Source organism: Borreliella americana, assembly GCF_021043605.1.
In the GTDB taxonomy this organism is placed as follows: Bacteria; Spirochaetota; Spirochaetia; order Borreliales; family Borreliaceae; genus Borreliella; species Borreliella americana.
The window spans coordinates 29214-54404 of record NZ_JAJNFB010000004.1 but is presented as its reverse complement, the minus strand read 5'-3'; the positions used below and the strand labels follow the sequence as shown (position 1 = coordinate 54404).

Sequence of the window (25191 nt, the reverse complement as noted above, 5' to 3'; positions counted from 1 at the left end):
TTAAAAATTACAACCCATTAATATGTCTAAATAAAAATTCTTTATTAGCTTTAAATTTCTCTCTCCTATATTGAAATTTTTAGAATCTCTTATATTTCTATCTAACATTTTAAGAGAATTTTCTATCTCAGAAAATGAAAGCGGCAAAGATTTGTTTAAAAGCAAAATCTGGAAATCCTTTATGACTATCACTTTGTCATCATAAAATATCTTTAACAAAAAATCATTTATAATGACTCTTTTTATGTTTAAAAGAATACATATAAAAATAATGTCTGCTTCTTCTAAAATGTCAAAAGACAAGGTATTGAAAAATATTTTATGATAAAAGCTTCTGTTCCATAAATTCATCATTGGAAATTTAAATTTAGTAACAAGAACAGTGTTTCGATTTGCAATATACTCAGTTCTATTTAAATTATAAGCACTAAAAACATATGTTTTTTTGGTTAAAACATTTTTAAACTCAATTTGAGCATCAAGACTTAGCAACAAGGGATAAATATCAAAAACAGTGTTTTTATAATAAAACCCATTTGCAAGGTTAATACTATTTAAATATATTTTATCATTAAATTTTGAAATAAATTCATAAAACAAACTTGGAATATTTTTCTTACCAATCTGAAGTATCTCGTTGTAAGTAACACAAGGTCCCATCTCAAGAAAATTACCCCTTAAAGATACCTTATTGAATTTTTCAAAATTACCAACAACAAAAAAATTATCAATAGGTGTTTCTCTATTAAACAAATTGGGATTTTTTTTAAAATCTAGCTCATTATAAATGATATAATTATTTAAATTTTTGTTAAATAAATTAGATAGTATATTAAAACTTTCGGGGTAATAAACCTTAACATTAGCCATTTTTTCTATACAATTCTTCAGCTTTCAAATAGAGAGATAAAAAAGTATCAACATCCATACAATTGCATTTTAATGACTTTCTATAGCCTAAAATATCTGATTTGCTTACAATCTCGTTTTCCAAAAAGTAATAAAACAACAAAACATTGGATTCAAAACAATTGCTACAAAAATTAAAATCGTCTTCTAATAAAATCTTTTGCACGTGCTTATAAAACCTTTTTTTCTTAAGTCCTTCAAAGGTAACTACACTCCGACCATTTAAAATAAAAGCAGGAATTAAATCAGAATAAACAAGTTTGAAATCCAATAAAATTAAAAAAAATCTGTTGTTAACAATATACTCCAAACTATTGCTATTAGCAAAAAAAACAGAATCCAAAAGATTCCTGGTCCCCAAAGAAAGACTAATCTTTTTTGAAATACTCTCTCCATTTAAATTAAAATTAATTAGCGTCAATTTTTATACTCCAACTATTTAAAATTTCTTCAAAATCAAGAGGGGTGCTGCTTACATTGAAATTAAATACCTGAATCAAAGCAGTTCGAATTGCAGAAACAGAAACAACAAAAACACTTCTAAAAGAAAAAATAAACTCGCCATCTTCAATAAACTCTAGACTTAAACAATCTTTAATATCACAACTTACATTAGCACGGCAAAATACATAATCAACTGCCAATCCAAATATTGTACGAATTCTCTTGTTATTTAACTTAAGCTTGGTAAATTTGCCTTGCTCTACAAAAAAGCTTACATTGCTAAAAACAGTACTAAGAGAATAAAATTCAAATTTAAGTTCAACAGAACACCCAAGCACACAATCATTAACACCACCAATAGATATTTTTTCCTTAAAAACTATAGGATATTCATTTATAAAATCTGCATCTATCAAAGAAGAAAAATTGTCCTTAATGCTTAAAATTGCTTTTTCAATTAAATAAGGATCTTTAAAAAGAAGATTATAAAAATTATCAAAATCTAATACGCTCTCGTCTATCAAAAAATTTACACTGCTATAGGTCAAGTCCAGTGTTTTGGCTAAGCTATTTTTCAAATAGTTGCTTAAATTGTTGTCAATAATACTGTAGGGCAAAAATACATTTAATTCATCCTTATACAAGAAAGCAACAACATATTGCTCTTCACTTAAAAAATAGGTGTTTGAACTTGCATAAGCAAAACCGACTCCCCTTCGACTAGTATCAAAAATATCATAATCCTTATTAACACTTAAAACAGAAGATTTCTTTATTAAAGAATTTTTTAAATCTAGTTTTTTAAAAATTTTCAAAAAACTAGTATAATCGCCTTTAATCTGCGTAAGTAAATAACCTATTGGCTCACAAGACATCGATAAAGCAATATTATAAAAATTGGAATAAATAAAATTATAAACAGAAGTCTCAAATGCCAAAAGATTGTCATAAAAAAAGACAAAATCACTTTTATTCTCAACAAAAAAAATTTCTAAAAACCCATCAAAAAACAAATTTTTAAAAATATTATTAATAAATTTAAAATAAAACTTATATAAAAAATTTAAAGGTCTATTTATTATAACTTCTAAAATAATCTTTGAAAGCTTATTATCTGCCAATAAACAATTAGAAACTGAAAAAGTTAAACTTAAATTATCTAAAATTCCAAAATGTCTTTTGTAGTAAACAACATTAACCTTTTTATTAATCTTTTTTGAAATTGCAATGCCTTGTAAAATTGCATTAAAAGAAATAGGAAAAATAGAGCTAGACCAGTAATTATCAAGAGAATTGATTTTTATTTTATCTTTACTTATACCAAAATTTTCACTAATAAAAAATTTTAAAAAAGAAATATTGTCTACATTGGCATCAATAATTAAATTTTCAGAATCAAAAAATGTTTTAACTAAAATAAAGTCGTTTGAAAAACTATTGTAATCACTAAATTCATAACAAGCATTCAAAACATTGCAAGTTTCAGATTCTTTCTTTGTAAATCCAGAAGAATAACTATTACTCACATCGCCAACTCTTAGATTAAAAAGAACACTTTTTTCTGCTTTTAGCAAATAATCCAAATTATCTGAATACAAAACCAAAGGAACTTGACCTTTAAAGCTTATTTTATTATCAAAAAGCTTTAAATTAAATTCATTAGAATCAACAAAATCTCTAAACTTTAAAGTTATATTATCTTTATAGCTGATGCTAAAAATTGAATTTACATGTTCATCTACAAAACTAAAATCTTCAATAAAAGAATCTTTAACATTGCAGCAAACTGGCAAAGCCCAAAATTCATGCGCATCCACATTTGTCAAACTCACAAACCCCACTAAACAAAAAAATTAAATTAGCAAGAACCCAATGTTGCATAAATAAAAAGGACTAAAAAACTAAAATCTCAAAAACATCTAACCTTACAAACATATGCAATAATCTTAAAACAACTTAATAAAAATTCACTTAAAACTAATTCGAAATCAACACTATTTGTCAATAAAAATAGCCCTACCCCCGTGATTTTCTATCCCTTTTGATAAATGGACAAATTATGCTAACATTATAAATTATAGATGTTTTCTAAATAAAAACAAGGACCTTATGAATAAAACAAAAAATCGAAGCTTTAAGTATTTTATAATACTTTTATGTATATCATTATTTGGGGCTAATAATACAATAAGTTACTCTAGCATTGAAATTCCTCTAGAAGACTTAAGTGAAGAATTTAAAAATTCTGGGAATAAAAGCGATCAAATAAATACCTTAAAACATTTAAACAAAAACACAGTTTCTTATGAAGACCTTAAAAAGGGCAAAGATCTAAAATTGCCAGAAAATATAAGAGACAAAAACCTGCCTAAAAAAAGAATGGACGAAAATGATCTAAAATCTGTAATTGAAAATTATGAAAATAAAATTAAAAATATAGAAAAGCTTTTAAAAACCAAAAATCAAAAAACATTGGAAAATGAAAATAAAAAAATAGAATCAATCGAAAAAAAAGCAAAAAAATATGAAATTTTAACCAATAAATTAAAAAATGAAATAGTAGAAATAAAAAAGCTCCTTAATAAAAAAAACAAGCCCAAAGAAGATGAAAATTACGAAAAAATAGATATTGAAAGCATTGAAGAAGAGGATGATGATGATGATTTTGAAGACAATTATGAATATAATGATGGAACTGAAGAAGCAAATGAGGACAATTATCCTTCTAATGAAGGAATAATAAAAAATCTAAAAGAAAATCTTCATGAAAACGAAAAATATTATGCTATTAACGAAAAAAACATCGATGACCTTGAAGACAGAATCAACGAAAATGAAAACACTATTTTAGACTTGCAAAGAGAATTAAGAAATTTAAAAAAAAAAGATAACTCAGATAAAAACTTAGAAGAAATTGAGGAAAACTTATCTTCAATAGGAAGAATAATCAATGATCTAAAAAGAAAAATCAGCGCAAATGAAGCAATAAACAAAGAAAATCAAAGAAAAATAAGAACCGATAAACACAAATTCAAAGAATTAGAAGACAAAATAAAGGAGAATGAAGAGACTATTTTAAAACTTCAAAAAGAATTAAAAAATTTTAAAAAAAAAGAAATTTATCAAAAACCCTTAAACGAAGAAACTTTCATTCCAAGTATTACAAATAAAAATGACGACTTAGGAGAAAATAAAAAATTAGAAAAAGAATATTTAAAGCCCATAGAAAAAAATGAAAGCCAAAATCTAGAAGAAAATACTAAAAGCATCCCAAAAACAACTATGATCAAAACAGCCGATTTTCAAATTTATCCCGATATATATCTTAATAACTATAAATTTAAAGAAAGGGGAAATCAATTTGCATTTAAAAAAGAAAATACATACTATATTGAAATAGATCCAACTAACAATTTGAATGAAGCTTTAAAAAATCATGAAATAATTTCAAAATATAAATTTGAAAAATATTTTATTAACCCTACTCTAAAAAATAAAGAAGAATTTTTTAGAAACTTAATAGAAGTCAAAAATATCCACGAACTAGGAATTATGTATAAAAACCTAAAGCCTGCATTTAAGCAAATAAAAATAATTAAATAAAAATAAGCACTTTTTACAACTAATCCAAGCAACTTTTTATGTCTTCAAAAGACATAATTTTTATATTTAAACTCAAAGCTTTCTTAAGCTTTGATCCAGCTTTTTCTCCTACAACAAGAAAATCCAAACTCCTGGTCACACAAGTGTTAAAAATTGCTCCTTTATTTTTTAGCTTGTCAATAACAATAGCCCTGGAATAACCATTAAAAGCTCCAGTAATGCAAAACTTTTTGCCGACCAATAACTTATTTTCATCATCAATCGCAATAAACTCTTCCATTTTAAATTTCAAATTTTCAAAAAATTTAAACTTATTAATCATTATTGAATCATTAAAAGCTCCAATAATATTTAGAGCAATTTTTTCTCCTATGCCTTTAATTTTAAGCAATGTTGAAAATGCAAAATCTCTGTCTTGACAAAGCTTAAAAAGCTTTGAAAATGAATTTAAATTATTAAGAAATAACAACCTTATTGTGTTTTCCCCTAAATCTTTAATTCCCATGCTAAGAAGCAATTTACTAAATGGCTTTTTTTTGCTAGCTTCAATTGAATTTATCAAATTATTTATCTTTCTATCTTTAAACCCTTTAAATTCAAGAAGTTTATAAAAATCAAATGTATAAAGATCAATTTCTGAAGAAATAAATTTTTTTTCAAAAAGAAAAGAAATTATCTTGTCGGAAAATCCTTCAATATCCATACAATTTTTACTACAAAAATATTTTATTCTCTCAACTGCTACTGAAGGACAATTATTATTTGGACAAAAAAAATGTGCCCCCTCTTTTACTACAGCCGTTTCGCAAGCTGGACAATTATTAGGAACTTTAAAAAATCCTGTTGAAAATTTATTTATCACCATTTCAACAGCAGGAATTACATCTCCTCTTCTTGAAACTTTAACAACATCACCAACATTCAAACCAATAGAAGTTATATAATCTTGATTGTGTAATGTTGCGCTAGTAATAAAAGCTCCTGAAACAAAAACTTTATCAATATTAGCAACCGGAGTAATTTTACCACTACGTCCCACCTGTAAAACAATGCTATTTACTCTACTAAAACCCGAAAGTGCTTCAAATTTGTAAGCCATTGCCCATTTAGGATGATGCACAGTATACCCTAACCTTTCTCTTAAGGCAAAATCACTAACCTTAAGAACAACACCATCTATTTCATATTCAAAAGAATCTCTTTTTTTTGTTATATCTGCTATATAGCTTAAAACTTCTCCAAGCGAACTTTTTTGATCAAAAAACCTAATCAAAGGATTGACTTTAAAACCCAATTTCTTAAGTCTTGCAATAGCCAAATCATTTGTTTTAAACTCCAATCCAGCATTCAAAAAATCATAAATGAAAATATTTAAAGGAAAATTAGCAACCTCTCTACTATCAACCCTTCTAAGTATTCCCGAAGCCAAATTTCTAGAATTGGTATAAGGCTTTCCCAAAAACTTATTTATTTTTAAAAAATTTTCTTTAGTAATATAAACTTCGCCCCTTAATACTAAATCAACTTTTTCATCAAGAAGTAAAGGAATATATCTAATAGTTCTAATGTTTTTAGTAACGTCATTGCCAAATTTTCCATTACCCCTAGTAAGAGCTTTTTCAAGGACGCCATCTTTATAATAAAGAACAATAGAACATCCATCAATCTTTGGCTCAACAGAAATATTAAAAGAATTATTAAAATCAATCTTATATATCCATGATTTTAGCAAATTAAGATCATAAACCTTATCAAGACTTAATATAGGAGCAGAATGTTTGACCTCTTTAAAGTCGTTTAAAAGATCACTACCAAATCTAAGAGTAGGAGAATCTAAGGTTTTATATTCGGGATACTTACTTTCTAGCTCTTGAAGCCTTAAAACATGCTGATCATATACAAAATCTTCAACACTGGGCAAAGAATCAACATAATACTCTTTATCCCACTTTCTAATCAACTTCTTTAAATCTGCAATTTCTTGCTGTACTTTGCTGTTCATAGGGTAAAATTTAACATATTAGTTATTATTTTATCAAACAATTCTAGCAAGCAAAAACCGACTTACTATACAAACTATAAAGTATCACAAAAAATGCATGTTATTTTATTTATGTTCAAATTAAAATAATCTTTAAAGAAAAATATCAATCAAAAAGACAATATTATAAAAATGTGAATTATATTTTAATTGTCGTTAAAGATATTTTAATATGTTAAAATGGATAAAAGGAGCGCTAGTTTGGAAGAAAGCAAAAAAGCTTTAATAGCTGATGACTCACTTTTTATGAGAAAAAACCTAATAAAAATCTTAAGTCAATTGGGATTTAAAGAATTTTTAGAAGCAGAAGATGGCATTCAGGCTGTTAAAGAATTTGAAAAACAAAATAATATTGATTTAATAACACTCGATATAACAATGATGGGAATGGATGGAATCACAGCTCTTGAGAGAATGCATGAAATTAATAAAAAATTGCTTAAAAAAGTTAATATATTAATGGTTACAGCTATTGGAAAACAAGAATTAATACAAAAAGCTTTATCTCTTGGAGCTAGAGGATATATTACAAAACCTTTTAAAAAAGAACAAATAATAGAGCAAATTAAACTTTTGGATTAGAGGAAATTTTGATAGAAAAAGAAAAAATATACAAACAAACACAAATAAACACATCAAATCCCCTATCAATATTGATAATGCTTTATGAGAAAGCAATACAGGATTTAAAAGTTGCAAAAGAGCTTATAAAAGATGAAAATTGGCAAAATGCAGTTAAAGCTAATGAAAAAATCTTTCACGCACAAGAAATCATTACTGAATTAATGTCAACCTTAAATTTTGAGCAAGGCGGAAGCATTTCTACAAACTTACTCTCGATATACTTGTTTCTAAATAAAGAGCTAGAAAATGTTCTTTTGAAAAAAGAAATACACAAAATTGACAATGTCATAAAACAACTGCAAATATTAAGCTTTGCTTGGAAAAAATTAAGCAAAAAAGAAAATAATATTACTCAAAGTAAATTAGGAATCAATATTGTCGGCTAATGAAATTTTAAAAAAACATTTTAGAAATTTATTATTGGAATTAAAAGAATTGAAATTAATATTAACAATAGAAAGTGATGAATTACAAAAAGAAGAAATAAGAATATTAAATATAACCAATCCTAAGAAAGATTTAATATTAGAATCAATCAAAAACTATTATAAAACAATAAATGCATGGTTGAAATCTAAAAATCAAAAATTGGATAATTTCGATTACTTAATTAAAGAAATTAATCTACTAAAAGAAGAAATATACATTAAATATCAAATTTGTTGTGAAATCTTACAGAAAATTGCAAATGCAAAAAGAAAAATTCCAAAAATTAAAAAACACCAAAACCTTGCAGTAAATAATTCACCTATAATGTTAGATATTAAAATATGAAAGAACTTTATCTAATTGATGCACTAAACATAATATTTAGAAATTATCACGTAATGAAAAATTATCCACTTTTAAACACACAAGGAGAAAATGTAAACGCATTTATTGGCTTTTTCAAAACATTATTTTTCATAATAAAAGAAAAAAATCCCAAACATTTGATTATTACCTTTGACTCAGAGGTACCAACTTTCAGAAAACAAAAATATCCAAGCTACAAAGCAACAAGGGACTTACCTCCGGACGATTTAATACCTCAAATTGGATGGATAAAAGAAGGCCTTTTAAAGGCAAAAATACCAATCTTTGAGCTTGAAGGCTACGAAGCTGATGATCTTTTAGCTAGTTTTGCTAAAAAGGCTGCAAAGAATAACTATTTAACTTACATTATTTCTCCTGACAAAGACTTACTGCAAACAATGTCAGAGTACATAAAAATACTTAAAATTGAAAACAACAGCTTTATTGAAATGGATAATGAGTACGTAATAAAAAAATTTGGAGTAAATAGCTTTCAAATAAAAGATTATTTAGCTATTGTTGGAGACAGGTCTGATAATATACCTGGAATAAAAGGCATTGGCCCAAAAGGAGCAGCAAATTTATTAAGAGAATTTAAAACCCTAAAAGGGATATATTCAAATTTAAAACTAATAAATAAAAAACACCAAGAACTTTTAATCAAAGAAAAAGAAAATGCTTTTTTAAGCTACGAACTTATAAGTCTTGAAGAAAATTTAAAAATTCCAGAAATTGAAAACTTCGCCTTAAAAAATTTTAGCGAAGAGATAATATCTTTGTTTGAAAAACACTCAGCAATTTCCCTGATAAAAACTTATAAAAAAGATATCTTAAAACAAGAAAAAGAAAATGCAGACCAAAAAAGCCTATTCAAACAAGAACCTATTACTAACAGCCCAGATAACATAAATACAATTGACACAGAAAATGTTAAATACCACTCAATAACAACAAAAATAGAGCTAGACGATTTAATAGAAAGCCTTAAAAAGGCTAAATACATATCAATAGACACAGAAACATCTTCGCTTGACACTTACACGGCAAAATTAATTGGGATTTCAATTTCATTTAAAGAATTTGAAGGTTACTATATTCCAATCGAAGCCAAAGGAAAAATTTACATAGAAAAAAATTATATAATACAAAAATTTAACAATCTTTTTGAATCAAATCCAAAAATAATTGGTCAAAACTATAAATTTGACTATAAAATACTTAAAAATAATGGATTTAGCCCTATACCACCTTATTTTGACACAATGATTGCCGCATACCTTATTGATACAAACTCAAAAGTATCGCTTGATTTTCTTGCAGAAAAATATTTAATGCATAAAAATATTAAATATGAAGATGTGATACAAAAAAATGATAACTTTGCAAATATATCTTTAGAAATGGCAACAAGCTATTCATCTGAAGATGCTGATATTACATTTAGATTATTTAATATATTTACCAAAAAATTAAAAGAAGATAAACTCGACAAGTTAATGCACGAAATAGAAATGCCTTTTAACAAGGTAATTATAGAAATGGAAGAAAATGGCATTTACCTTGATAAAGAATATTTAAAAGAATATGGGAAAGAACTTGGAAAAGAATTAGAAGTAATCGAAAACGAAATAATAAAAAGCATAGGAATTGATTTTAATCTAAATTCTCCAAAACAAATGCATGAAATTTTATTTGAAAAATTAAATCTAAAGTTATCGGAAAAAATGAAAAAAGATTCAACTGATATAAAGGTGCTTGAATCTCTAAGAGAACAGCATGAATCAATTGAAAATCTAATAAAATACAGACAAATTGCAAAATTGAAGAGCACTTACACAGATAATTTAATAGAACTAATAAACTATAAAACAAACAGACTGCACACAAGCTTCATACAAACAAAAACAGCAACTGGTAGAATCACTAGCATAAACCCCAATTTGCAAAACATACCAATAAAAGATGAAAAAGGGCGAAAAATAAGAAAAGCATTTAAACCAGAAAATGGAAATATTTTTATTTCGGCTGATTATTCTCAAATTGAGCTTGCTATACTTGCTCATTTATCACAAGATAAGGTCCTTATTAAAGCATTTGAAAACAATAAAGATATTCATACAGAAACTGCTTCTAAGCTCTTCAAAATAGAGGAAAAAGAAATTACTCCTAACTTAAGAAGAATAGCAAAATCTATTAATTTTGGAATAATTTATAGAATGTCAGATTTTAGACTTGCAAAAGAACTGGGCATCACAAAAGAAGAGGCAAAAGGATTTATAAACTCTTACTTTGACTCTTATCCCAAAATCAAAGAATTTATAATAAATCAAATAAACTTCGTAAGAAATGCTGGATATAGCGAAACCATCTTAAAAAGAAGAAGATATATAAAAGAAATTAATAGCAATAATTATCTAGAAAGATCTGCTGCTGAAAGAATAGCAATAAATAGTACAATTCAGGGAAGTGCCGCCGACATCATGAAAATTGCAATGGTCAAAGTATTTAATGAATTTAAAAATAAAAAAATGAAATCAAAAATATTGCTACAGGTACATGATGAAATGCTCATTGAATCTCCTATTGAAGAAGAAAATGAAGTGAAAAAAATATTAAAAATTATGATGGAAACCGCTTACACATTAAATCTGCCTTTAAGAGCAAATATTGAGACGGGTAAATCGTGGGGAGAAATCCATTAATCATTGGAGTAGCAGGAAAAATTGCATCTGGCAAAGATACTGCTTCAAAAATAATTAGCAATAAATATGGATTTTTAGAAATAAATGCAGACAAGCTTGGACATTCAGTATTACATGAAAAAAAAGAAGAAATAGTTAAAATATTTGGTCAAAAAATATTAAATACTAAAAATGGAATAGACAAAATTTTGCTAAGAAATCTTGTATTTAATGACAATAAAGAATTAAAAAAACTTGAAGGCATATCGCACCCAATCATACTCAGTAAAATAAAAAAAATCCTAATCCAAAGCCAATCTACAAAAATAATAATTAATGCTGCTTTGCTTTTTAAAATGAATTTAGAAAAACTTTGCGACTATATAATTGTGCTTAAAGCAAAGAATTCTATAATAAAAAACAGATTATTATATTCTATGCCAAACATTGACTCAAATATAATCAATAAAATACTTACAATCCAAAAAGATATTTTTTTTAAAAAAAATATTATAAACTTAAAAATAGTCAATATAATTAATAACAAGAATTATGCATATCTAGAAAAAGAAATTGAAAAAAAAATGCAGGAGATAATTAACTATGAAAGATTTGAATGAAAACAATGACAATAACAAAGGATTTTTTGTAGCATTAACCTCGATTGCAACAGTTTGTATCATAATATTTCTTGGAACAATTATTTTTTTTCCAAACAAAAATTTGGCCTCAGACATTGCAGAAAAAAATATTGTTTTAGAAGAAGATAAAGATCAAAACACCTTAGAAAACGTTGATCAAAATGAAAAATCTTTAAAGGTATCTGAAACTCAAAATGAAATAATTATAGATTTAACACAGGATTTAAATAAAGAAAAAAACCCTACAAACAAAACCTCTAGTACTTATAAGAAATCAAAAACCATTGAAAAATCTCAACCCACAACCCAAAAAATACCTAATACTTCTCAGAAATCAAAAATTATTGAAAAATCTCAACCCACAACCCAAAAAATACCTAATACTTCTCAGAAATCAAAAATTATTGAAAAATCTCAACCCACAACCCAAAAAACTTTAAATACTGATAACATTTATGATCCTAATACAGAATATTACATACAATTTGTATCACTCTCAGATCCAATCAATGCAGACAACTATATTCAAAAATTACTCAAATATAATATAGTTGCTAAAATATATTCTGCAACAGTAGATAATAAAGATATTTACAGGGTAAGATCTGGTCCTTATAAAACAAAATCAGAAGCAAAAGCTGACTTTAAAAAAATAGCAGGGATAGGCGAATTTAAAGAAACTTACATACTACCCGTTAACAAATAGACTATAATTATTAATATATTTTTGATACTTTTCTAAATATTCCTCATGAACCTCAATAATAGGCGAAACAACATGCTTAATCTTTGTAAGCTTTAAAAAAGAATCATTTAAGCTGCCAAATTCTCTTAAAGAATAGAATGCTTGAATTGCTCCTCCAATAATCTCTGAATGCTTAAAATCAAAAATCTTTAAATCTTTGCCAAGAATATTTGCTTTTATTTGATTTAAGAGCAAATTATCAGAATTAGATCCACTAACAAAAATACTTAAAATTTCTTTTTTATAGGCTTTTAGCTCTACCAATCTGTTGTAAAAAGCAAAACATACAAACTCAAGCATTGATAAACCAATCTCTAATGGATTTCTAATACTACCAAAAATTCCTTTACTTAAATCTTTGCAAAGACAAGGATCTAAAATAAATAAATCATTAAAAAGTTTAATTTTGCTTGGATAAAAGTATACATTATTTAATGTGGCACTTTTAACAATCTTTTTTAAGAGTAACTCAAAAGTTAAACTTTTTTTATAAAAACTGTCTTTTAATAATTGAATCAAATATCCAAAAGGAACAATTCTCCCAATAATAAAATATCCTTCTAAAAAATAAGGATATTCTAAAGAAAATCCTGGCAAATATGTACTTGAAACAAAATTAAACCCTTCACTTGTACCCATTCTATTTGACACAATTCCTTCTTGAAAAGCACCGCTTCCAACCAAAGCATTTAAATAATCTGATCCTGCATTAATTACACTAATTCCGCTATTTAGCCCAAATTCAATTCCTGCTTTATAAGTTACAACACCAATATTTTCTCCCATTTTTATGAACGGAGGAAATTTATTCTTGTTAAGTCCATATTTTTTTATCTCTATATCATCCCAAATAAAAGGGATATACTCCATGCTTGGAAAGCTTGTAAAAAGCTTTCCTGTAAGCAAATAAATAAAATACTCAAAACAAGAAACAAAATAGCTTATTTTAGAATATGTTCCTCTTTCAACTGTACTAAGTACATATGGTAAAAATACAGACCTACCCCTAAAACAAGGCTTAATTTTAAGGGAATTCCAATGTAACACTTCCAAAGGAATTAAATTTGAATTTAAAGCAATCAAACATGGTGAAATACCACTAATAGAAATGCAATCTATTTTGCTAGGCTGAAAATTGGATATAGCTTTCTTAAAAGAAAAAAGCCATATATTAAAGTCAAAATTTTCGAAATCAACATCAAAATAATCTGAGTAACTAATATCAATATAACTTAAAACTCCATTTTTAGAACTAACTAATGCTGCCTTTAAAACACTGGTCCCAATATCAATGCTAAGAGTATTCATAAATTAACCCTTGGTAATCAATTTTTGAATATCGTCCTTTCTATCAAGAATTTTTTGTAAACCAACTTTATTATAAATTGCAAATATTGCCTCCGCAAAAAGAGGCGCAACATTAGCCTCATGATACCAAGGTTTATTTATTAATTCATCATTATGACAAACAGCATTTGTTCCAATTATTTTATAAAAATATCCCTCCTCATAAGCTTTATCAAAATATTTAATAGCATCTCCATTAAAAAACGGCAAACTAATTCCACATATAATCTTTTTAGCACCCATGCTTTTAAGCAATTTCATTGCCTTAATTAGAGTTCCTCCAGTAGCTAACATGTCGTCACTCATAAAAACATTCTTACCTTCAACATCTCCTAAAAGCTTGGTTACAGAAATATTTGAATCAGCAACATCATTTGAAACTCTTGAATAATCTCTTTCCTTGTAAAGCAAAGCCAGAGGACTCTTAAGACTTGATGCAAAAAATTTATTTCTACTTACAGCACCTGTATCGGGGGAAACAATAACTAAATTAGAATCCCTAATATCGATTAAATCTTTAAGAGAATTAAAGATTTCATAAGAAACATTTAAATTTTCAAAATAAACTTTCCTAAATACATTTTCAATAGCCTTTGAATGCATATCCAGGGTTAAAATATGCCTAATGCCCAACTCTTCTAAAAATCTTCCAATAAGACTTGCTGTTAAACATTCTCTTGAATGCTTTTTATCTTGCCTTGAATAAGGATAAGAAGGAATAATAACACTAACGGAATTGGCTTTGGCCTGCATACAAGCATCTATTGTTGTCATTAAATTCATTATATGATCATTAACTGTCATAATTATTTTTTCACTACTGTTTATTTCAACTTCATAAGCATTAGCAACATCTTGAACAATAAAAATATCCTTATTCCTGATTGTTTTTAAAATTTCTGTTTTAAATTCACCATTGGCAAACTTAACAAATTTTACAGGAATTTCTAAAGGCTCTTTGCTTTTAAGAGTAGATAAACTAAGTCCTTCTAGAAAAGGAGATAAAACTTTTTCAATCTTAAAAATTTCTTCCTTTAAGGCCTTAGAATCTTGGCATATACTATCTACAATTTCATTTTCAATATTTATAAATATTCTGTCAAGCTCTTCTATTATTTTACTAGCAAAAACCTTGCCCCCAGGACAAGCAATAATTCCTATTGATTTTTTTTTAAGTAAATTCACCCAATTCCTCGTTCTTTTTTTTAAGAATCTTAACAATCTTAATTTAATAATTAATAAAACTTATACACACGAAAATAACTAAAATTTTTTAAAGCAAGGCCATTAAAATATTTTAGCTTTAATAATAAAAATAAAAATTGAAAAATTTTATTAATAATAACAAATATTATACATAATCCTAAAAACAAAATTAAATAAACTACACAATTCCAAATTCAAAACCTATTCCAAACTTGAAATCAGAAAATTTAGGATTTTTAATATTCCAAACATAGTAACCTTCAAGAATTAAAAAAGAGAATGAAAGTCTAGCACCAATATCCCAACCCATTGTTCCAAGCTCTGCCAAAACAGAATCTGCAGAAGAAGTCGCTATATTGATCTTAGGCCCTGTGAAAAACGCTAAAGCTAACACAAAAAAATCTAATTTTGTATAAAATCTCGGTGTTATTGCCATAATAAATGAGAAATTTTCATTTGCAGTTCCATCTGAACGCTTTATTACTTTAAGAAGATTCATGTCAAATAAAAGCTCAAATCCAATAGAAATAAAATCGTCAAATTTGGCACCAAATTGAGCATAAGTTCCATATCTTATTCCAGCTTTAGCAATATTAGCTAAATCGGAAAAATTTTGAACTATCTCTTCTTTTCCTATTGGGGATAAATCTGAAGGCAAATTTTGCTTAAGCTTTGCATTAATCTCTAAAGCTTCATTGTAAAAGCTTGAAAAGGGACTAACAGGAAAAGCAACCCCACCACCAAAATTGAATTCAAAATTAGTATCTGTAAAACCATTGGTCACAATAATCCCAAACAAATACAAAATTAAAACTTTCAGCCTCATCATAAAACTCTCCTACAAAAATTTATGAAAAATAAAACAGGGTTTATATTGCATACCTTATTATATAATAATTACCACAAAGATTACCACAAAGTAAAAGGCAAACAAAAAACTAAAAACTTAATTCTTAAGAACAGAAGAAACTATTTCTTCCACACCACTTGGTATAGGATGATTTAACTCTTTATATTTTGAGATATATTCTTTTGCATTTTTTTTGTCGCTCTTTAAATGATAAATGTAAAAAATATTAAATAGAGCCTCTTTATTTGCAGGCGCAAATTCTAGAGTTTTTAAATAATAAATCAAAGCATTGTCCAAATCATTTTTCTTAAATAGCAAATATCCCTTAAGATTAATTAACAAAATATTTTCTGGATCTTCTTTTATAATAGAATTGAGTTTCAACTCAGCCTCTGCATATTTTTTCAAATTAATGCAAGCTAAAATAAAATTGTAACTTGAATCATCATCAGCATTAATATTGAATTTAATAGATTTTTCATAAAGCAAAACAGAAGTCTCATCATTACCAAGCTCTTCATTTAATTTAGCAAGCTTATAATATTCACCTGATATGTTTTGATATTCCTTAAAAATGGAGCTGCAAGACAAAACAAAAACAATAATAAATAACAATTTATACATAAAAAATTTACTTGATTCCTTAATACTACTTATACCATTTAAATTATTCAAAGCAACAAAATAATACTAAAACTAATAATAAAAATACAAAACTTCATTGCTGTTGAATTTTAAAATTCAATAAACCATCTTGACGACTATAAAACAAAATTTACTACTCTAAAAGCTAATCATAAATATAAATAAGCCCTTCCTGCTTTAAAAACAAAAGGGCTTTTAATACTATCTAAAAAACAAATTAAAGCTTTTCTTGGTCATATTTGTTAAATACATTTTCTGTTAAATATTTACCAACTGATCTTCTATCCTCAACAAGTTTAGATATTGCACTAAAGTGTCTTGGTTCAATCTTAAAATACTTATAAGCTCTTCCATCCTTAAAAAACACAGAAAGCTCAGAAACAGAAGAATCGTAACCTACCTGTGATATTTTGCTCAATTCATTAGATATTGTTAAAGTTTCCAACTCAAATTCCTCCAAATAATTATCTTAGGAGTATAATAATAAAGTAAGAGTTAATTCACTAAATAAAAAATAAAAAGTTTTAATCAATAAAATCAAAATCTACTAAATGATATATTCCCTAAGATAAGGATATACATTAATACAAATTTAATCAAGCAATCTGTCAAATATCATATAAAATGATTTAAACTTCCGAATATTTAATATTATAAACCGATATAAGATAGATTTTTAAAAAAAAATTTTGTAAAATTACTAAGATAGTTAATCTTCTAGTCACATATCATCAGGAGGGACAAAGTCTAATGGACTACAATAAATTACGAAACATAGGTATTAGCGCGCACATCGACTCAGGAAAAACTACTCTTACAGAACGCATTCTTTTTTATTGTAATAAAATTCATGCAATTCACGAAGTAAAGGGTAAAGATGGAGTTGGTGCAACAATGGACTCAATGGAACTTGAAAGAGAAAGAGGAATCACAATAGCATCAGCTGCAACTCACGTTGAATGGAAAGATTTTCCAATAAATATTATTGATACACCTGGACACGTAGATTTTACAATTGAAGTTGAAAGATCTCTTAGAGTGCTTGACGGAGCAATATTGGTTCTTGATTCTGTTGCAGGAGTTCAATCCCAATCAATAACTGTTGATCGACAACTTAAAAGATATAGTGTGCCGCGACTTGCATTTGTAAACAAGTGCGATAAAACCGGAGCAAATCCCTACAATGTAAAAGATCAACTAAGATCAAAACTTGACTTAAACTCTGTTTTAATGCAAATTCCCATTGGATTAGAAGACAAGCATACTGGAGTGATAGACCTTGTATTAATGAAAGCCTACTATTTTGAAGGAAAAGATGGAACAGAAATAATTGAAAAAGAAATACCCTCAGATCTTTTAGAAGAAGCAAAAAGCAAACGAGAAATAATGCTTGATGCCCTTGCCGACTTTAATGACGAACTTATGGAATTGCACATGGAAGGAAAAGATGTTCCTACTGAAATAATATACAATGCAACTAGAACAGGAACATTAGCTTTAAAATTATGTCCTGTATTTATGGGATCTGCTTATAAAAATAAAGGAGTGCAATTACTCTTAGATGCTGTAACCAGATTTTTACCATCCCCTCATGATATAAAAAACACCGCCCTTGACCTTAATAATAATGAGAAAGAAATCGATCTTAAAATTGACAACGAACTCCCAACTGTCGCTCTTGCATTTAAACTTGAAGACGGACAATACGGACAGTTAACTTACGTCAGAATCTATCAAGGAATTTTAAAAAAAGGACAAGAACTTATTAACTCAAGAACTTCTAAAAAATTCAAAGTCGGAAGACTTATCAGAATGCACGCTAATAATACAGAAGACATTGAATTTGGAGGAAGTGGTGACATTGTTGCTTTATTTGGAATAGAATGCGCATCAGGAGATACGTTTTGTGATCCATCGATCAACTATTCAATGACATCAATGTTTATTCCAGATCCAGTAATTTCTCTTTCTGTAAAGCCAAAAGACAAAAAATCTGCTGACAATATGGCCAAAGCCCTTGGAAGATTTACAAAAGAAGATCCAACATTTAAAACTTATGTTGACATTGAATCAAACGAAACAATAATTCAAGGCATGGGAGAACTACACTTAGAAGTTTACATTGAAAGAATGAAAAGAGAATTCAAGGCAGAAGTTGAAACTGGAATGCCACAAGTGGCCTATAGAGAAACGATTACAAGAAAAGCTGAATTTAACTATACTCACAAAAAGCAATCTGGAGGAGCTGGTCAGTTTGGACGAGTTGCAGGGTTTATGGAACCTCTTCATAAAGAAGGAGAAACATACGAATTTGTTAACCTAATAAAGGGGGGAGTAATCCCAACAGAATATATCCCATCATGTGATAAAGGATTCCAAAAAGCAATGGAAAGGGGAACATTAATTGGCTTTCCAATAGTTGACATAAAAATTACAATCAATGATGGCCAATATCACATTGTTGACTCATCTGATATTGCATTCCAATTGGCAGCAATTGGTGCTTTTAGAGAAGCTTATGAAAAAGCAAAGCCTACAATCCTTGAGCCAATAATGAAAGTTACCCTTGAAGGACCTACTGAATTCCAAGGAAATATGTTTGGACTTTTAAACCAAAGAAGAGGAATAATAACAGGTTCGATAGAAGATGGAAGTTTTTCAAAAGTTGAGGCTGAGGTACCTTTAAGCGAAATGTTTGGATTTTCAACAGTCCTTAGATCCTCTACCCAAGGAAAAGCAGAATTCTCAATGGAATTCTTAAAATACGGAAAAGTTCCAAGCGCTATATTTGATGAACTTCGCAAAAAATTTAACGATCAAAACAAATCTTAATAAAATAATAAGGAGGCTTTATTATGATCGATTTAACACAAGAAAAACAAGAAATACTAATAAAAAACAAGTTTTTAGCCAAAGTTTTTGGACTTATGTCAATTGGACTTTTAATCTCGGCAATGTTTGCATATGCAACCTCAGAAAATCAAACAATCAAAGCAATAATATTCTCAAATTCAATGTCATTTATGGCTATAATACTTATACAATTTGGGCTTGTATATGCAATAAGTGGTGCTCTTAATAAAATATCAAGCAATACTGCAACAGCTCTTTTCTTGCTCTACTCAGCACTAACAGGCGTAACATTATCTTCTATATTTATGATTTATACACAAGGATCAATAGTATTTACATTTGGAATTACTGCCGGAACATTTCTTGGAATGTCTGTTTATGGATACACTACAACAACAGATCTAACAAAAATGGGAAGCTATCTAATAATGGGATTATGGGGAATCATTATTGCATCTCTTGTTAATATGTTTTTTAGAAGCTCGGGTCTTAATTTCCTTATATCTATTTTGGGCGTAGTCATATTTACAGGCCTAACAGCTTATGACGTTCAAAATATTTCTAAAATGGATAAAATGCTACAAGACGACACTGAAATAAAAAACAGAATGGCGGTTGTGGCCTCACTTAAACTTTATTTAGATTTTATAAATTTATTCTTATATCTTCTAAGATTTTTGGGCCAAAGAAGAAACGACTAATAAAATAATAAAAAATCATAAAAATTCAATCACAAATGAATGCTTTAAATTTAAAGCATTCATTTTTAGAGGTCTCTTATGAGTATAGATAGCTTAGAATTCGAAGAAAGTAGCACTCAAAATATAATAAAAAAAAATTTTGAGTTTGAAGGATATATTGAAAGCAATAAGCCAATAATAATAGAGGGAAAGCTTAAAGGTTTAATAAACTCATCAAACTCAATCTATCTAAGGGAAAAAGCTGATGTTAAAGCTGAAATAAAATGCCAACATTTGCTAAATCATGGCAAAATAAAAGGAAATATTGAGGCTTTAAAAACAATTAAAATCTACAAAACTGGCAAATTAATAGGAAACATTAAAACCAAAGAGCTTTTTATTGATTCTGGAGCAATATTTAAAGGAAATTGTGAAATGGAGGATTTAGAAGAATGAAATTTTTTTTTCTATTACAAATAACTTTAATTATGCTATCCAATTCAAGCTTATTATTTGGACAATCACCACCTAAAGAAAAAGAAGACTCTCTTCTTATGTATAAAGAAGGAAGATTTAAAGAAGCTATTTTAAACACTTTAGAAGAAATTCGACTAAATCCTAACAACTTAGATGCTAGGATAATATTGATATGGAGCCTAATAGCCATAGGAGAATACAAGAGAGCTGAAAAAGAGGCGATTATAGGGCTTGGTATTAAAAAATATGACATAAGAATTATTCAAGCACTAGGAGAAGCTTATTTTTTTCAAAAAAATTATGAAAATGCATTAAAATATTTTCAAGAATACATTAGCCTTGATTCTAAAGGAGCAAGAATAATAAAAGTTTATAATTTGATTGCAGATTCTTTCTATGAGCTAAAAAGATACAATGAAGCAGATTTTGCATACGAACATGCATTACGATTTTCTCCTAATAACCAAAATCTATTAATAAAATTAGCAAGATCAAGAATAAATGCAAAAAATAAAATATTGGCAGAAGAAGCACTAATTAAACTTCTTACAATCTCTCCTAATAATATAGAAGCAAAAAATTTACTAGAAGAATTAAAAAAAAGCAACAGCAAACCTTGACATTAAATTTATAAAAACTTATTCTTATTGTTAGCAAATTAATAAACTGGGCTGCTAGCTCAAGTGGTAGAGCATCGGACTCTTAATCCGCTGGTTACAGGTTCAAGTCCTGTGCAGCTCAAATTGTTAAATACATTTTGGGTATAAATTATTAATTTTATACCAATTTAGCTTGACATTATTGGAAAATAAATATATTATTATTTCTAATGGTCATAAAATGACTTTTGGGCTCATAGCTCAGGTGGTAGAGCAGCGCCCTTTTAAGGCGTTTGTCGTAGGTTCGAGTCCTACTGAGCTCACTTTTGTCCTCTTCGTCTATCGGTTAGGACTCCAGGTTTTCATCCTGGCAAGAGGGGTTCGATTCCCCTAGAGGATGTCTTGCTAAGAAGAAATTAAATAAACCATTCTTGCTTTCTAGTAAACCCAGAAAACAAGAATGGTTTTTAAGTAAACACATATTATTCGGGTATTAACAATATCTCTGCTCTTTCGTCAAGATTAATTTTTTTAAAAAATTCATTTATTAAATCTTTATTTAAGCTTGTCTCTATAAACTTAACACCAAAATTATTTTTAAATACTCCATACCAGGATACTGCTGCCAATATATTTGAAATCCAATAATCATTCTTCTCTGAATTTATTTTTGTATTTTTAATATAATTCTTCTTAATATAAGAAAAATCTTTATCATTAAAATCTATTTTTTGCCTTTCGATCATATAGCGATTAATAGAATTTAAAACATTATCAAGCTCTTTAGGCTCGGTAGTAAAAAAAATAGACAAAATACCATCGGAATCTACATTTTTCCTTACATTGGAGTCAAAAAAGGCTTGAATTGAATAAACACTAGACATTTTTTCTCTAATATTTTTTATAAGCCCATCCGTTAATAGATCTGCTAAAGCATTTAAATTTAACGAAATTTTTTCTAAATAATTAAATTTAAAAGGATAAATTACATAAGCAAAACTAGTTGAATTTTTTCCTTTCCTTACAACTATTTTATTAAAATCTTTACTGTAAGAGTAATCTAAATCTTTATACTCATTTATTTCTTTAAAGTTAAGATTGCCTAAATATTTCTTTGAATAAGCCTTTATTGTCTGAATATCTGAGTCTCCAGCAAAGACAAACTTAAAATTATTTACATAAGTAAACCTTTTCTTATAAAAAGACAAAATATTTTCTTTTGTAAAATATTGCAAATCACTATCTTTTATATCTTCAAATCTAGGATCATTATTATTTAAAAATTTACTAATGGCTTTATGAAAATGATAATCAGAACTATTTTCATTGCTCTTTATTAATGCTTTTATATTATTAATAGCATTTTGCAAAGAAACATCATCAATTTTGGGTTCCTTAAAAGTAAAATATATAAGCTGAAAAAGAGTTTCAAGATCTTTTTTATCTGAACTTCCATTAATATACGATTCTTGAGACCCAACAGAAACACTTAAAGAAACAGCTTTGTCTGATAAATATTTTTCAGTCTGCAATGCAGAATAATCACCGTAACCTGAACCAGATACTACTCCGGGCGCAAAAGATAAAACAGGAATAAGTTTTAAATCCTCATTGAGCAAACCTCCCCAAGAAGTTGCACTAAAATCAATTAAACCCTTTTTTTGATCATTATATTTAAAATAAACTTCAACCCCGTTTTCAAGAACAAATGATGAAATTCCATTTTCAAACTCATTTTCTCTAATAATATCTTTATCATCTAAAGAATTATTAAAAAATTTATTCTTAATTGAAAAATTCTCATAAGACTTTAACTCTTTTTTTAAAGCTATTTTTTGAAGATTCCCAATATCTTCAAAAGATAAAACAGGATGTGCTCCTCCATGGTAAGAATAAAAAATTGCGCAATTTTTTACATCAAACTCTCTTCCTACAAGATTGTTTATTGTTTTTAAATCAATCTTTCCCAAATATTGAAAAGAAAGGTCATAATATTCATTCATATCAAATTTATTAGAACCATAAATAGCAATTTCTATTAAATCTTCAAAAATAGACCATGAATTTGTTTTATTTATATTCCTTTTCCTTGATTCTAAAGATTTAAAAAATTGAGATCTAACTTTTTCAAACTCACCTTGAGTAAATCCAAATTTTCTTATCCTCTCAAGCTCATAAAAAAAATCTTGAATTCCTTCATTCAAATGATCTGGATTAAAGTTTAAAGAAATAGATCTTGCAACAATAGTATTGTTATCTGATTTAAATGAAAAAAAATCTTTATTTGAAACATTTTTAAAATGCTTTACCCCGGTGGTCTTTAATTCAGAAAATCTATTTTCAAAAAGAGCAGCCAATAAAGACCTTTTAATATCATTTAAAACATCATCTTTGGTATTTATAAAGTTAATAATTTCCTTTTTAAAGAACATTAAACTGGGTTCTCCAACTTCCAAATCTTCTAAAAGTAAAAACTTATCTTTAAGCTCTACGTCTAAACTTACTTTTACTTCTTTAATTTTATCGGTTGGATTTTTCCAAGAAATAAATTGCTTCTTTATTTTCTCTTCAATTTCTATAGGATCAATATCTCCCACCACAATAACACTTGCAAGTTCTGGCCTATACCACTTTCCATAAAATTTTTTAAAATCCTCTGGTTGAAAAGATAAAATCTGCTCTTCAAGGCCAATAGGATTTCTAAATTCATAAAGACTTCCACTTGTCAAAAACTTATACATTTTTTTATAAATTCTTCTAGGATAAGTCTCACCAAGCTTTTTTTCCTCAATAATAATATTTCGCTCTAGATCTACTTCTTCTTTCATGAAGCTAATTTGAGAAGCCCAGTTTCTCAAAATATTCATAGATTCATCAATTTCACCTTTATTCTTACCATCTGACAAATCAAGTCTATAATAAGTGAAATCAAAACTAGTAGCAGCATTAATGTCCGCACCAAATTGCATTCCAAATTTTTTAAGAACATCAACTATAGAATTCCCTGGGTAATCTTTTGTACCATTAAAAGCCATATGTTCAAGATAATGCGCTATTCCCCTCTCATTATCTTCTTCATTAAGAGAACCTACATTAAAAACAATTCCCATATTAACGGCATTCTTTGGGGTTTGATTTTTATAAATATAATACCTTAGCCCATTAACAAGTTTTCCTTTTACTAAACTTTGATCTAACTTTAACTCATTAGAAACACAGGAAAACAAAAAAAATAGAAAAACGCTTGTAAATTTACAATAATTTTTTATTCTTTGATAATTCATTTGCATTCCCTCTTATTGAATTTATTTTTTTAGAATAAATTTTATTCAATGCTTTTGAAATAGATGAAAATCCAAAATCATTCCAATCTTTCAAACTCTTTAGCTTAGAAACTGGAAATAGCTCATAAAATAAAAATAACAACTCTTCTTTGCTTAATTTTGGAATATCATTTAAGTAAACTTTTTTATTAAAATCTTCAAGATAAATAAAAGGATTTGAATGCTTATCTAGAAGAAACTTATTTAAATTGGGCGTTAAAATGCTTTTATTATAAATTTCAATAGTAGTATATTCGCTTGGAACATCATCATAAAAATCGTTATTCAAAAAAGAATCTAAAATAATAAATTTGTTATCCTTAACCCCTACCTTTCTACCATCTAAAGTCTTTAAAAGTCCATCCCTGCTAATATGAACCAAAGCATTTAAATCCTTTGTAGCCTTAAAGATAAGCCTTGCATTGTTATATGCCTTAGATCGCTCTAAGTGCTCGGTATTATTATCTACTAATAATTCTTTGTCATTTTTTAATAATAAATTTATGTTTTTTTCTTTTAATGCCCTATAAGCCAATTCAATATACTCTAAAGCACAGCTATTTCCCAAAACAAGTTGCTCCCTCTTTAATAAATTAATAAAAAATATCAATTCTTCCTTTTCAAGATTACGATAAAAATCTAGATCATTTAAATCAATGCCAAAACTAAAATTAACAATAAATATTAAATAAAAAATTACAATGTTTTTTTTCAATCTAGCCTCCTCC

General features: G+C 27.3%; 22 protein-coding genes and 2 tRNA genes. 13 read left to right on the top strand and 11 right to left on the bottom strand.

Annotated features, from left to right (window positions below; all coding sequences use genetic code 11):
• The 3 genes from LRB30_RS01975 to LRB30_RS01965 are packed head-to-tail and all read right to left on the bottom strand — an operon-like array spanning position 1 to position 3179.
• Positions 1-870 carry a xanthine dehydrogenase family protein subunit M gene (locus tag LRB30_RS01975; protein WP_231014197.1) on the bottom strand — a complete coding sequence of 290 codons (870 nt, stop codon included), beginning with the start codon at positions 868-870 and terminating at the stop codon, positions 1-3.
• Positions 863-1330: a hypothetical protein gene (locus LRB30_RS01970; RefSeq protein WP_231014196.1), complete on the bottom strand. Its 468-nt coding sequence runs from the start codon at positions 1328-1330 to the stop codon at positions 863-865. The genes LRB30_RS01975 and LRB30_RS01970 overlap by 8 nt, the downstream gene beginning before the upstream one ends.
• Positions 1317-3179, bottom strand: a complete 1863-nt coding sequence (locus LRB30_RS01965; RefSeq protein WP_231018755.1) for a hypothetical protein — start codon at positions 3177-3179, stop codon at positions 1317-1319. Before LRB30_RS01965 ends, LRB30_RS01970 begins: the two co-directional genes overlap by 14 nt.
• A 283-nt stretch (positions 3180-3462) precedes the next feature.
• Here LRB30_RS01965 and LRB30_RS01960 point away from each other — a divergent pair, with 283 nt between their 5' ends.
• Complete coding sequence (locus LRB30_RS01960; protein ID WP_231018753.1) at positions 3463-4956, top strand: hypothetical protein; 1494 nt, start codon at positions 3463-3465, stop codon at positions 4954-4956.
• Between the two features lie 19 nt (positions 4957-4975).
• On the opposite strand, the gene ligA is transcribed toward LRB30_RS01960, so the two are convergent.
• Positions 4976-6958, bottom strand: a complete 1983-nt coding sequence (gene ligA, locus LRB30_RS01955) for an NAD-dependent DNA ligase LigA (protein ID WP_231014059.1) — start codon at positions 6956-6958, stop codon at positions 4976-4978.
• 240 nt (positions 6959-7198) lie between these two features.
• Here ligA and LRB30_RS01950 point away from each other — a divergent pair, with 240 nt between their 5' ends.
• Genes LRB30_RS01950 through LRB30_RS01925 form a run of 6 tightly spaced genes read left to right on the top strand, consistent with a single transcriptional unit; the run spans position 7199 to position 12444 of the window.
• The gene (locus LRB30_RS01950; protein WP_231014060.1) at positions 7199-7579 is read left to right on the top strand and encodes a response regulator; all 381 of its coding nucleotides are present in this window, start codon (positions 7199-7201) and stop codon (positions 7577-7579) included.
• A gap of 8 nt (positions 7580-7587) precedes the next feature.
• The gene (gene fliS, locus LRB30_RS01945) at positions 7588-8007 is read left to right on the top strand and encodes a flagellar export chaperone FliS (RefSeq protein ID WP_231014063.1); all 420 of its coding nucleotides are present in this window, start codon (positions 7588-7590) and stop codon (positions 8005-8007) included.
• A complete protein-coding gene (locus LRB30_RS01940; protein WP_231018752.1) occupies positions 7997-8395 on the top strand; it encodes a hypothetical protein in 399 nt (132 codons plus the stop codon). The genes fliS and LRB30_RS01940 overlap by 11 nt, the downstream gene beginning before the upstream one ends.
• On the top strand, positions 8392-11118 hold the full coding sequence (polA, locus tag LRB30_RS01935) for a DNA polymerase I (protein ID WP_231014069.1): 2727 nt from the start codon (positions 8392-8394) through the stop codon (positions 11116-11118). The genes LRB30_RS01940 and polA overlap by 4 nt, the downstream gene beginning before the upstream one ends.
• Positions 11100-11717, top strand: a complete 618-nt coding sequence (gene coaE / locus LRB30_RS01930; RefSeq protein WP_231014070.1) for a dephospho-CoA kinase — start codon at positions 11100-11102, stop codon at positions 11715-11717. Before polA ends, coaE begins: the two co-directional genes overlap by 19 nt.
• Positions 11701-12444 (top strand): SPOR domain-containing protein, encoded by a 744-nt coding sequence (locus tag LRB30_RS01925; RefSeq protein WP_231014072.1) that lies wholly within the window; start codon positions 11701-11703, stop codon positions 12442-12444. Before coaE ends, LRB30_RS01925 begins: the two co-directional genes overlap by 17 nt.
• Here LRB30_RS01925 and LRB30_RS01920 read toward each other — a convergent pair.
• From LRB30_RS01920 to LRB30_RS01900, 5 genes are all read right to left on the bottom strand, one after another.
• Positions 12427-13791 (bottom strand): FGGY-family carbohydrate kinase, encoded by a 1365-nt coding sequence (locus LRB30_RS01920; RefSeq protein ID WP_231018751.1) that lies wholly within the window; start codon positions 13789-13791, stop codon positions 12427-12429. The two genes, LRB30_RS01925 and LRB30_RS01920, sit on opposite strands and share 18 nt — an antisense overlap.
• 3 nt (positions 13792-13794) lie before the next feature.
• A complete protein-coding gene (locus LRB30_RS01915) occupies positions 13795-15015 on the bottom strand; it encodes a ribose-phosphate pyrophosphokinase (RefSeq protein WP_231014075.1) in 1221 nt (406 codons plus the stop codon).
• A gap of 199 nt (positions 15016-15214) precedes the next feature.
• On the bottom strand, positions 15215-15865 hold the full coding sequence (locus LRB30_RS01910) for a hypothetical protein (RefSeq protein ID WP_231018750.1): 651 nt from the start codon (positions 15863-15865) through the stop codon (positions 15215-15217).
• Positions 15866-15982: 117 nt separating this feature from the next.
• On the bottom strand, positions 15983-16510 hold the full coding sequence (locus LRB30_RS01905) for a tetratricopeptide repeat protein (RefSeq protein ID WP_231018748.1): 528 nt from the start codon (positions 16508-16510) through the stop codon (positions 15983-15985).
• A gap of 238 nt (positions 16511-16748) precedes the next feature.
• Entirely contained in the window at positions 16749-16976 is a 228-nt protein-coding gene (locus LRB30_RS01900; protein ID WP_014023757.1) for a KTSC domain-containing protein, read from the bottom strand.
• A 305-nt stretch (positions 16977-17281) separates the two neighbouring features.
• On the opposite strand from LRB30_RS01900, the gene fusA reads away from it, so the two are divergent.
• The 6 genes from fusA (at position 17282) to LRB30_RS01870 (ending at position 21463) form a co-directional block, all read left to right on the top strand.
• On the top strand, positions 17282-19363 hold the full coding sequence (fusA, locus tag LRB30_RS01895) for an elongation factor G (protein WP_231014078.1): 2082 nt from the start codon (positions 17282-17284) through the stop codon (positions 19361-19363).
• A gap of 23 nt (positions 19364-19386) precedes the next feature.
• Complete coding sequence (locus LRB30_RS01890; RefSeq protein WP_231014079.1) at positions 19387-20085, top strand: Bax inhibitor-1/YccA family protein; 699 nt, start codon at positions 19387-19389, stop codon at positions 20083-20085.
• A 78-nt stretch (positions 20086-20163) separates the two neighbouring features.
• A complete protein-coding gene (locus LRB30_RS01885) occupies positions 20164-20520 on the top strand; it encodes a bactofilin family protein (RefSeq protein ID WP_231014080.1) in 357 nt (118 codons plus the stop codon).
• On the top strand, positions 20517-21161 hold the full coding sequence (locus LRB30_RS01880) for a tetratricopeptide repeat protein (protein ID WP_231014081.1): 645 nt from the start codon (positions 20517-20519) through the stop codon (positions 21159-21161). Before LRB30_RS01885 ends, LRB30_RS01880 begins: the two co-directional genes overlap by 4 nt.
• A 48-nt stretch (positions 21162-21209) precedes the next feature.
• A tRNA-Lys gene (locus tag LRB30_RS01875) sits at positions 21210-21282 on the top strand.
• 108 nt (positions 21283-21390) lie between these two features.
• Positions 21391-21463 (top strand) — tRNA-Lys (locus LRB30_RS01870).
• A gap of 159 nt (positions 21464-21622) precedes the next feature.
• On the opposite strand, the gene LRB30_RS01865 is transcribed toward LRB30_RS01870, so the two are convergent.
• Complete coding sequence (locus LRB30_RS01865; RefSeq protein WP_231018746.1) at positions 21623-24424, bottom strand: M16 family metallopeptidase; 2802 nt, start codon at positions 24422-24424, stop codon at positions 21623-21625.
• Positions 24393-25178: a hypothetical protein gene (locus LRB30_RS01860; protein ID WP_231018744.1), complete on the bottom strand. Its 786-nt coding sequence runs from the start codon at positions 25176-25178 to the stop codon at positions 24393-24395. Before LRB30_RS01860 ends, LRB30_RS01865 begins: the two co-directional genes overlap by 32 nt.
• Between the last annotated feature and the right edge of the window lie 13 nt (positions 25179-25191).

Coding starts and splice junctions, on each gene's coding strand:
- LRB30_RS01880 (WP_231014081.1), top strand. CDS start 20,517: ATGAAATTTTTTTTTCTATTACAAATAACTTTAATTATGCTATCCAAT.
- LRB30_RS01960 (WP_231018753.1), top strand. CDS start 3,463: ATGAATAAAACAAAAAATCGAAGCTTTAAGTATTTTATAATACTTTTA.
- ligA (WP_231014059.1), bottom strand. CDS start 6,958: ATGAACAGCAAAGTACAGCAAGAAATTGCAGATTTAAAGAAGTTGATT.
- fusA (WP_231014078.1), top strand. CDS start 17,282: ATGGACTACAATAAATTACGAAACATAGGTATTAGCGCGCACATCGAC.
- LRB30_RS01885 (WP_231014080.1), top strand. CDS start 20,164: ATGAGTATAGATAGCTTAGAATTCGAAGAAAGTAGCACTCAAAATATA.
- LRB30_RS01975 (WP_231014197.1), bottom strand. CDS start 870: ATGGCTAATGTTAAGGTTTATTACCCCGAAAGTTTTAATATACTATCT.
- LRB30_RS01865 (WP_231018746.1), bottom strand. CDS start 24,424: ATGAATTATCAAAGAATAAAAAATTATTGTAAATTTACAAGCGTTTTT.
- LRB30_RS01910 (WP_231018750.1), bottom strand. CDS start 15,865: ATGATGAGGCTGAAAGTTTTAATTTTGTATTTGTTTGGGATTATTGTG.
- polA (WP_231014069.1), top strand. CDS start 8,392: ATGAAAGAACTTTATCTAATTGATGCACTAAACATAATATTTAGAAAT.
- LRB30_RS01905 (WP_231018748.1), bottom strand. CDS start 16,510: ATGTATAAATTGTTATTTATTATTGTTTTTGTTTTGTCTTGCAGCTCC.
- LRB30_RS01920 (WP_231018751.1), bottom strand. CDS start 13,791: ATGAATACTCTTAGCATTGATATTGGGACCAGTGTTTTAAAGGCAGCA.
- LRB30_RS01890 (WP_231014079.1), top strand. CDS start 19,387: ATGATCGATTTAACACAAGAAAAACAAGAAATACTAATAAAAAACAAG.
- LRB30_RS01925 (WP_231014072.1), top strand. CDS start 11,701: ATGAAAGATTTGAATGAAAACAATGACAATAACAAAGGATTTTTTGTA.